Origin of the sequence: Streptomyces sp. NPDC058289, from assembly GCF_042880975.1 — a bacterium.
Taxonomy (GTDB): domain Bacteria; phylum Actinomycetota; class Actinomycetes; order Streptomycetales; family Streptomycetaceae; genus Streptomyces; species Streptomyces stoeckheimensis.
This window is the reverse complement of record NZ_JBHVYI010000170.1, coordinates 1-9,189: the sequence shown is the minus strand read 5'-3', so window position 1 is coordinate 9,189 and position 9,189 is coordinate 1. Positions and strand designations below refer to the sequence as shown.

The following is a 9,189-nucleotide window of genomic DNA, read 5'->3' as shown; positions in this document are numbered from 1 at the left end:
GCCCGCCGGGCCCCCCCCGGCCCTCGGGGTGCCGTCGCGCGACCTGTACGCCGTGGTCGTCGTCGCCCAGGACCCGGCGTCGCCGGCCGAGCCTGGGCCCGCCCTGGACGCCGCCGGGCTGTGGTCGTTCTGGCGGCCGCGTACGGAGGTCCTCGCCGGCCTGGTGCGGCTCGGCTCCACCGCGCCCGAGGAGTTGACGCGGATCCTTCGGGGGGCGGTGCGCGGCGCCGCGGGGATTTCGCCGCCGTTCGAGGAGCTGACCTCGGCCGACCGGGGGCTGAGGCTGGCGGGGCGTGCGCTCGCGACCCTCCCGCCGGGCACCGGACAGGTCGCGGCGCTCGACGACCGGCTGGTGCACGCCGTGCTCTGCGCCGACCCGGAGATCGCTCGACGAACGGTGGGGCGCTATCTCGAGGGTGTGCTGCGCAGCGGTTCCGAGCGGGCGGTGCTGCTGGAGACGCTGCGCGTCTGGCTCGACGAGGGCTGCTCGGCCTCCCGCACCGCCGAGCGGCTCTACTGCCACCGCAATACGGTGCGAGGCCGCATCGGACGCATCGCCGAACTGACCGGCTGGTCGGCGGAATCCGGCGAGGCCCGGCTGGGCTGGGCGCTCGCGCTGCGGGCACTGGAAGGGGCAACGCCCTGAGCTCGTACGGGGAGGTGCCTTCGGGCCGGCTCTCGGCCTCGGCCCTTCCCCGGCGGCACACGCCCCCGCAGGCCGGTCAGCCTCGACCGGATCAGTTCGTCGGCCGAGCCGGTCTCCGGCCTCCCGGACTCCCGGCCTCCCGGCCTCCCGGCCTGAGTACGAACGCTCGGGCAACTGAGTACGAGACCCAGGGCACTTACGGCACCCGGGGCGGTTCAATGGACCCATGGTCGATACGAACAGCGCACAGACGCAGGCCTCGTCGGCACGGCGCACGAGGCCGTGCCAGTGGTGCCGGCGCCCCGTACCGCAGCGCTTCCTGCTGATGCCCAAGCTCCACTGCAACAGGAACCACTGGCTGAACGACGTGCGCGACAATTTCTGGCGCAAGCTGTTCGAGCACGGCTGAGCGCCCGCCCGTGGCACGGCGAGCACCCCACCATCGAGCAGGACTCCTCACGCCCCTTCGCTCCCACTCGTACGAACCGGGCGATGTCGCGGAGGACTCGCCCGGAGTGGCACGTGCACCTTCCCGTCGGCACGATCGCGGCGTACCCGATCCGTGTGCTCGATCTGCCGGTTGTGGGATCAGCAGGGTCCGTTGTCGGTCCAGACTCCGTCCTGGCCGCTGGTGGAGGGGTCCTCGTTCAGGCTCCACCACTTGTTCGTGTAGGTGCGGCCCTTCCAGGAGACTTTGGTTCCCTTCGTCGCGTAGGTCGTGTCGGCCTTCCAGCTCGGCGCGGTGCAGCTGGCGGGTGTCGAGGACGGGGAGGACGACGGCGAGCTGGAGGGACTGCTGGACGGCGACGGGGAGGACGACGGCGAGCTGGAGGGACTGCTGGACGGGGACGGGGTGCCGCCGGCCGCCGCGCCGCGGGTCAGGTCGCCGGTCAGGCCGTACAGGGTTCCGCCGATGTTGACCGTCCAGTTGGCCGGGGTCGATACGGGCAGGTAGTAGGTGAAGTCGATGTCCACCGAACCACCCGGGGTCAGGGCCTGCCAGGACGGCAGCTTCACCGAGACCCGGTTGTAAGTCCCCTTGAGCCCTCCGATGTTGTTGGCTGCGGCGTGGTCCTGGCGGATGACCTTGAGGCCGAAGCCGGACTGGTCCTTGGCGTTTCCGGGGGCCGAGTTGGCGTAGTCGAACTGGAACTCGGTACCGCCCGGCAGGCTCACCGTCGAGTTGTTGACGATGTGGATCTTCGGGTTGATGGGGTAGTTGGAGTCGCCCAGGGCGAAGCCGGTGAATGTCACGTCTATGGGAAGGGTCTGCTGCGGCAGCGTGAGGGTGGAGCGGGTCGCGTTGTACGCCGTGGCGTTCTTGAATTTGTCGTACATCAGCGTGGTCAGCGTGGAGCCGGAGACGTACTGGCCGCCGCCCCCGTTCGCGGTGGCGTCCCAGCGGTAGTCGCCCGCGAGTTCCCAGATCATGGTGCCGCCGGCGCCCTGGTCGATGACGTAGTCGGCCTTGGCGGCCACGGACTGCTCGTCCTCGGTGGAGAGGAAGACCTTCTTGGTGTCGTTCCACAACCACGGCGCGACCAGCGTGGAGTCGTACTTGCGGGCGTAGCTGCCGGTCAGCGTGGTGTTGGCCGGGAAGCCGTACTTGGTGACGTAGTCGCCGACGATCCCCTTCTCGAGGTTCTTGGCGTGCCACATCGGGTTGGAACCGGCCGGGGACTCGACGCCGTTGGTGTCCTTGTCGTGCCAGAGGTTGTCGATGCCGGAGGCGCCGTCACCGCAGCTGGTCAGGCCGGAGCCGGCCGGACAGGTGCTGGTCGAGGACGTGCCCCACAGGCCGTTGGTGCCGCCGGTGACGTTCTTGAAGCCGCGGGTGTAGTAGGGCAGGCCGATGTTGATGCGGCCGCCGGGCATCGCGCCGCGGAAGTAGTGGTAGGCCCAGTCGGTGTTGAGGTAGCCGATGCCGCCGTACTGTTCCGTGCCGTAGACGTTGGCTGCCGCCAGTTCGGAGTCCTTGCCGTCGTCGTAGAGCGAGGCGTTGGGGCCGACGTACTTGTTCCAGGCGCCGTGCAGGTCGTAGGACATGATGTTGACGTAGTCCAGGTACTGGGTGACCTGGAAGGTCTCCATGCCGCGCAGCAGGTAGCCGGAGGACGGCGAGGCGATCGAGAGCATGTAGTGCTTGCCGTCGGCGGCGCCCGCGCGGTCCAGCTTTTCGCGCAGGGTCTTCATCAGGGCCGCGTATCCCTTGACCAGGGAGCCGCGCTTGTCGTTGGCGATCGACCAGTCGAGCGGGTTGCCGGCGTCCTTCATCGAGGTCGGGTACTCGTAGTCGATGTCGACGCCGTTGAAGCCGTACTTCTTGATGAAGTCGACGGCGGAGTCCGCGAAGGTGTCGATGCCCGACTGGTTGACGCTGCCGTCGGCGTTGACGGTCATCGAGTAGAAGCCGCCCGCGTTGACGCGCTTGCCGTCGTCACCGAAGTAGCCGCCGGTCTCCGCCCAGCCGCCCACCGAGATCATGGTTTTGACGTCCGGGTGCTGCTTCTTGTACTTGCTCAGCAGGTTGAAGTGGCCCTTGTAGGCGTAGTCCGGGTCCATTTCCGCCCCGGTGACGCCGGGGAAGGTAATCCCGGTGGCGGCGTTGTCCGGGCCGTCCGTGCCGACCGAGAGCTTGTTGTCGGCGGCTACGTGTCCGAAGGCGTAGTTGAGGTGGGTGACCTTGTCCCAGGGGATGTTGTTCACCAGGTAGGCGGGGGTGCCGTCCTTTCCGGTGCGCCAGCCGGTGAAGTAGCCGATGACGCGGCGCTGGTGGTCGGCGCCCATCTTCTCGCGGCCCTCGGTGTCGTAGACCGAGCAGTACGGGACGTCCACGCCGGGCGTGGTGTACATGCCGTCGGGGCGACACGACTGGTTGTCGGCGGGAGCCGCGGCCTGTGAGGGTGCGGCTCCGAGGGTGGCGATCAGGAGCCCGGCCAACGCTGCCGCGGCGGCAGCGGAGGCGAAGGCCACTCGCTTGCCGGACGCCTGTCGGCCGGCAGCGGTGGGGCGCCGCACGACTTTGGGTCGGATCAACACTCGTTCCTCCAGAGGAGAGCGTCGGCGCACGCCGAAGGGGTGCGCGAGGGGGGAGGGGATGGGAGCAGCGTGAAGGGGGAGCGGTGTGAAGCGGCGGCCGGGACCTCCCGGGCCGAACCCGCAGCGGCGGTCCGCCTGTACGGCGGGCGGACCGTCGCTGCGGGAGATCGGTTACTTCAAGCCGCTGCTGATGGCTCCGACCAGTTCTCCGTCGCTGGTGTCGCCGCTGAATTCCCAGAAGAACGCTCCGCGCAGCTTCTGGTCCTTGGCCCAGGTCATCTTGGAGGTGACGGTGGCCGGGGTGTCGTAGCTCCACCAGTTGGTGCCGCAGTGGGCGTAGGCGGTGCCGGCGACCGTGCCGGTGGCGGGGCAGGAGGTCTTGAGGACCTTGTAGTCCTCGATGCCCTTCTCGTAGGTGCCGTCGGCGGCTCCGGTGGCGGTTCCGCCGGGAGCGTCCTGGGTGACACCGGTCCAGCCGCGGCCGTAGAAGCCGATGCCGAGGAGGAGCTTGTCGGCCGGGACGCCCTTCGCCTTGTACTTGGCTATCGCCTCGGCGGAGTTGAAGCCGGCCTTGGGGATGCCGTCGTAGGAGGTGAGCGGGGAGTGCGGGGCGGTGGGGCCCTTGTCCACCCAGGAGCCGAAGAAGTCGTAGGTCATCACGTTGAACCAGTCCATGTACTGCGCGGCGCCCGCGTAGTCGGCCTTGCCGATGTTGCCGCCCTCGGAAGCGTCGGCGGTGACGGCCGCGGTCACCAGGTTGCTCGTACCGAACTTTGCGCGCATGGACTTCATCATGGTCTTGAAGGAGTCCGAGCCGCTGGTGTCGCAGGTCAGGCCGCAGGCGTTGGGGTACTCCCAGTCGAGGTCGATGCCGTCGAAGACATCCGCCCAGCGCGAGTCCTCCACCAGGTCGTAGCAGGACTGCGCGAAGGCGTCCGGGTTCTGCACGGCCTTGCCGAAGCCGTCGGACCAGGTCCAGCCTCCGAAGGACCACAGCACCTTGACGTTCGGGTACTCCTTCTTCAGCTTGCGCAACTGGTTGATGCTGCCGCGCACCGGCTGGTCCCAGGTGTCGGCGACCCCGTCGACGGACTCCTCGGCCTTGTACGTCCGCTCGTAGTCGGCGTTGGCATCACCGACGACGCACTTGCCGTCCTTGACGTTGCCGAAGGCGTAGTTGATGTGGGTGATCTTGCCGGCGGAGCCGGAGGTCTTCAGGTTCTTGACGTGGTAGTTGCGTCCGTAGACGCCCCAGTTCGCGAAGTACCCCAGCTTGACGGTCGAGCCGGTGCCCGTGCCGGGGTCGCCGCCGGTGGTGCGTACGGAGCGTGCCTCGCTGGCGGGCCCGGTCTGGTCGGCGGTGTCGCGGGCCTTGACGGTGTAGGAGTAGTCGGTTCCGGCGGTGAGGCCGGTGTCCGAGTAGGCCGGGTCGGTGACGGTGGCGACCTTGGTGCCGTCGCGCAGGACGTCGTAGTTCTTGATGCCGTTGTCGTCGGTGGCGGCCGTCCAGGCGAGCTTCACCGAGGTGTCGGTGATGTCGGAGGCGCTCGGGGTGCCGGGCGCGGTGGGGACGCTGTCGGTGGGCGTGCTGGTTCCGTCACAGGAGCCGCCGTTGAGCTTGCAGCCGCTGGGCGAACCGGTACCGGTGCCGTTGAAGCCGAAGGTGACGGAGGCGCCGGGAGCGAGGCTCCCGTTCCAACCCTTGTCCTTGGCGCTCCAGTGGTTGCCGGAGCTGGTGACGACGGCGTCCCAGGCGGAGCTGACGGTGGTCCCGGAGGGGAAGTCCCACTCGACGGTCCAGGTGGTGAGGGTGGTGGTGCCGGTGTTCTTCACCGTCCACTTGCCCTCGAAGCCGGAGCCCCAGGCGGAGGGCTTGCTGAAGGTGGCGGTTGCCGAGGTGGCGGCCTCGGCCGGGGCCGCCAGGCCGACCATCGCGGCCAGCGGAAGCAGCAGCGCGGTCAGGCCCGCGACACTCCTGGATCTGAACCGGGTACGACGTGGCGTGGATTGGGCGTTCAACGGTGCTCCTCAAGGTGCGGACGGCAACTCATGGGGGTGGTCCGTGATGCGCACTGTGCGGCCTTTCGCCGTGTGCTGCGGTGAGACTAGAAAGGTCTGGACCATCTCGTCAAGAGGTCCAGACCATTGACGGAATGTCTCATTCAGAACGCTCAACTAACTTAAATTCAAAGTGAGTTGACGCTCAGCTCACCCTCTCGGCGACCGAGTGCGCGTGACCCCATCGACCTCGAGCCCCGCCCGCCGCCCCCGCCCGGAGGCGCCGGCGGCCGACCCTCCGGCGCACGAGCGGCGCCCGTCGTGCGCCGGCCCGACCTATGGACGGCACCCCCCTTCCGCACCTCAGGGACTGTATCGGGAATGCCGGAGATTGACTTAAGTCTTTGACGAACATAAGCTTGCTCACTATATGCGGAATGGAGTGGTTAGGTCACTCCCTCGTGGCGCGACCAGAGAGAGCTTGAGGCAAGCGTGAACGGTCAACGGTCCGGAATCATTGGTGCCGGTTTCATCGGAGAGGTCCACGCTCGGGCAGTGCGGTCCGCGGGCGGGGTCCTGGTCGCAGTCGCCGACGCGACCCCGGAGGGCGCGATCAAGGCTCGGGACCGGCTGGGCGCACAGCGCGCAGCACGGTCGGCCGAGGAACTGATCTCGGCCGACGACATCGACGTCGTCCACATCTGCACGCCAAACCACCTGCACGCCGAACTGGCCCTCAAGGTGCTGGCCGCGGGCAAGCACGTGATCTGTGAGAAGCCGTTGGCGACCGACGTCGCCAGCGCCCAGCAATTGGTGCAGGCGGCAGCGGACGCCGGAACGGTGGCGGCGGTGCCGTTCATCTACCGGTTCTATTCGGCTGTTCGCGAAGCGCGCGGCCGTATCGCACGTGGCGACACCGGGCCGCTGCGATTGCTGCACGGCTCCTACCTCCAGGACTGGCTGTCCAACGTGCAGGACAACAACTGGCGGGTGGACCCGAAGCTGGGCGGGTCCTCACGTGCCTTCGGTGACATCGGCGTGCATTGGTGCGATCTGGTGGAATTCGCCACCGGGCACCGGATCGCGCGGCTGTCGGCGCGGATGCTCACCGCACACCCCGAGCGTGCTGCCGCCAACGAGACCACGGCGGTCAGCACCGAGGACGTCGCAACGGTGCTCTTCGACACGGACCAGGGTGCGCTCGGCTCCGTTGTGGTCAGCCAGGTCTCCCACGGCCGGAAGAACCGCTTGTGGCTGTCCATAGACGGCACCCAGTCCTCGGTCTCCTTCGACCAGGAACTCCCCGACTCGTTGTGGGTCGGACAGCAGCTGCACAATCTCACGGTGATGCGCGGCAGCGCGGACACCACGTCCGAAGCGCAGCGCTTCAACGTTCTTCCGCCGGGCCACCCCCAGGGCTACCAGGACTGCTTCAACGCCTTCGTCGCCGACGTCTACGCCGCGGTCGACGGCGACGTGCCGGACGGACTGCCGACGTTCGCTGACGGATACCGCGCAGCCGTCCTGACCGCGGCGGTACTCGAATCCGCGAGGACCGACTCCTGGGTGACGGTGCTCTAGATGAAACTCGGATTCCTGACCTCCTGCCTGCCCCGGCTGACCCTGCCCGAGGTCGCCGACTGGGCTTCCACCCATGGGTATCAGGCCTTGGAGGTTGCGGCGTGGCCCGACCTCGGCGCCCGCCCGTTCACGGCCACGCACCTTCGGGCCGAGTCGTTCGGCGCCGCCGACGCCGAGGCGACGCTGCGTTTGTTCGATGACCGCAACCTCACGCTCTCCTCGATCGCCTACTACGACAACAACCTGCACCCGGACCCCGCTGAGCGGTCCGCGGTCAATTCCCACGTTCTGGCCTGCATCGAGACCGCCGCGCAGCTCGGCGTCCCGACAGTGGGCACCTTCATCGGCCGCGACCCCGGTGCGACGGTGGCGCAGAACCTGCGCCAGGCGGAGCGCGTCTTCGCCCCGCTGGTGGACCGCGCCGGGGAACTGGGCGTCAAGCTCGTCATCGAGAACTGTGTGATGGAGGGCTGGCATCCCGACGGCTATCCGGGAAACCTCGCGTACTCGCCCGAGCTGTGGGAGTGGATGTTCTCGCTCGGGCTGTACCTCAACTTCGACCCCTCGCACCTGGTGTGGATGGGGATCGACCCGGTCGAGGCGCTGCGACCCTACGTCGACAAGGTCGCTCACGCGCAGGCCAAGGACATCGAGGTCTTTCCCGAGAAGCGCAACCGCTACGGATACCCCGGAATGGCTGTCAACCGGACCGACCCGTGGGACGTCGGCTGGTGGCGCTACCGGGTCCCGGGCCTGGGCGAAGTCGACTGGGCGCGCCTGATCGACGTCCTGTACGAAGGCAACTACGAGGGCGTCATGTCGGTGGAACACGAGGACCCCGTGTGGGGCGGCACCGAGGACCGCATCTACACCGGCCTGCACGTCGCCCGCCGAACGCTCGCACCGCTACTGGTCCACTGACCCACCGAGATCACTTGTCACCAACACCCAGGAGGCCCGGCCCGTCGGCAGACGAGAGCACCTACAACCGCGGGGCGACCACTGGCCATCACCGGGCCGTGGCCCCGCGGTTCCCGGCGTTCACCCAGGTGAGCTGGGCTAACGGCCGAGGTACGGCTACGGATCCCCCCGGGACAGATGCAGGCCAGTGCGGTGGCCGCACACAGAGCCGGATCGGATGCGGCGTTCCCGTCTCCACCAACGCAGCCGGCAGCGGCTGTGGCGACCCGAGCGTGGCGGGCTACGCCCTGGAACGCCCACCGTTACACCCGCCCAGTGCACTCCTTGGGGCGTCGCTTTAAGGCCCCTTGGCCGGTGCGGCCTAACGACGGCGCGCCCGAGGCCGCTCCCTAGCCCGGGACCGTAACGGCTCAGCCGAGCACGATGCTCGGTCTCGGCGCGTTGGGTCATCCTGACGGCGACCAGGTGCGAGACGGACCTGCGCCCGAGGTCGACCATGTGCCTGGCGTAGGCCGCGCCGGCCTGCACGCCCCGTGCGGTGACGGTGCGGGCCACAGTTCCCGCAGCACCACGAATCCGGTGAAGATCCCGGCCACCTGGGATGCCGGCCCGTCAGCAGGGCGTCACGCCCGGCCGGGCCGGTGCCGGCCGGTACCACCTCGAAGAGCCGGCGCACGATCCCCGAAGGCCCCGCGGCAGCAGCACCCGCAGCCCGGAGTCCCGCGACTGCTCCTGTACTTCACCCAGCAGGCGGGCCTCCCTGTGCCGGCCGCACCCGCGACCACGGTCAAAGCGCCGCTTCCGTCAGCGATGCCCTTCAGCGACCGGGGCTTTACCTCGAGCACTGAATCACGCACGACGATCAGCTTCGAACCACCAGTGCATTCGGGACCTTCGGAAGAGGAAGACGCCTCCTACATCTGCGTGCGGCGTCAGCCCCCGGCATGAGAACCCGAACGCCAGACAACGGGATCAACGCCGTCGGCGGCCTTCCAGCAGTGACT

At 68.5% G+C, this 9,189-nt stretch carries 6 protein-coding genes; 4 read left to right on the top strand and 2 right to left on the bottom strand.

Features of this window, described 5'->3' with window-relative positions; translation table 11 throughout:
- Together ACFVX6_RS40105 and ACFVX6_RS40100 are read left to right on the top strand one after the other, a co-directional pair.
- Positions 1-646: PucR family transcriptional regulator (locus tag ACFVX6_RS40105; RefSeq protein ID WP_389699525.1), on the top strand; the 646-nt coding region annotated here is incomplete at its 5' end.
- A gap of 226 nt (positions 647-872) precedes the next feature.
- Positions 873-1,055, top strand: coding sequence for a hypothetical protein (locus ACFVX6_RS40100; RefSeq protein WP_266902708.1), 183 nt, complete (start codon positions 873-875; stop codon positions 1,053-1,055).
- Positions 1,056-1,234: 179 nt separating this feature from the next.
- Here ACFVX6_RS40100 and ACFVX6_RS40095 read toward each other — a convergent pair whose 3' ends face one another.
- Together ACFVX6_RS40095 and ACFVX6_RS40090 are read right to left on the bottom strand one after the other, a co-directional pair.
- Complete coding sequence (locus tag ACFVX6_RS40095; protein ID WP_389699526.1) at positions 1,235-3,619, bottom strand: chitinase C-terminal domain-containing protein; 2,385 nt, start codon at positions 3,617-3,619, stop codon at positions 1,235-1,237.
- A 237-nt stretch (positions 3,620-3,856) separates the two neighbouring features.
- The gene (locus ACFVX6_RS40090) at positions 3,857-5,704 is read right to left on the bottom strand and encodes a glycosyl hydrolase family 18 protein (RefSeq protein WP_389699524.1); all 1,848 of its coding nucleotides are present in this window, start codon (positions 5,702-5,704) and stop codon (positions 3,857-3,859) included.
- A 471-nt stretch (positions 5,705-6,175) separates the two neighbouring features.
- Between ACFVX6_RS40090 and ACFVX6_RS40085 the strand changes: the two genes are divergently transcribed.
- Together ACFVX6_RS40085 and ACFVX6_RS40080 are read left to right on the top strand one after the other, a co-directional pair.
- Positions 6,176-7,264 (top strand): Gfo/Idh/MocA family protein, encoded by a 1,089-nt coding sequence (locus ACFVX6_RS40085; protein ID WP_389699523.1) that lies wholly within the window; start codon positions 6,176-6,178, stop codon positions 7,262-7,264.
- Positions 7,265-8,185 carry a sugar phosphate isomerase/epimerase family protein gene (locus ACFVX6_RS40080; RefSeq protein WP_389699522.1) on the top strand — a complete coding sequence of 307 codons (921 nt, stop codon included), beginning with the start codon at positions 7,265-7,267 and terminating at the stop codon, positions 8,183-8,185.
- Positions 8,186-9,189 lie beyond the last annotated feature (1,004 nt).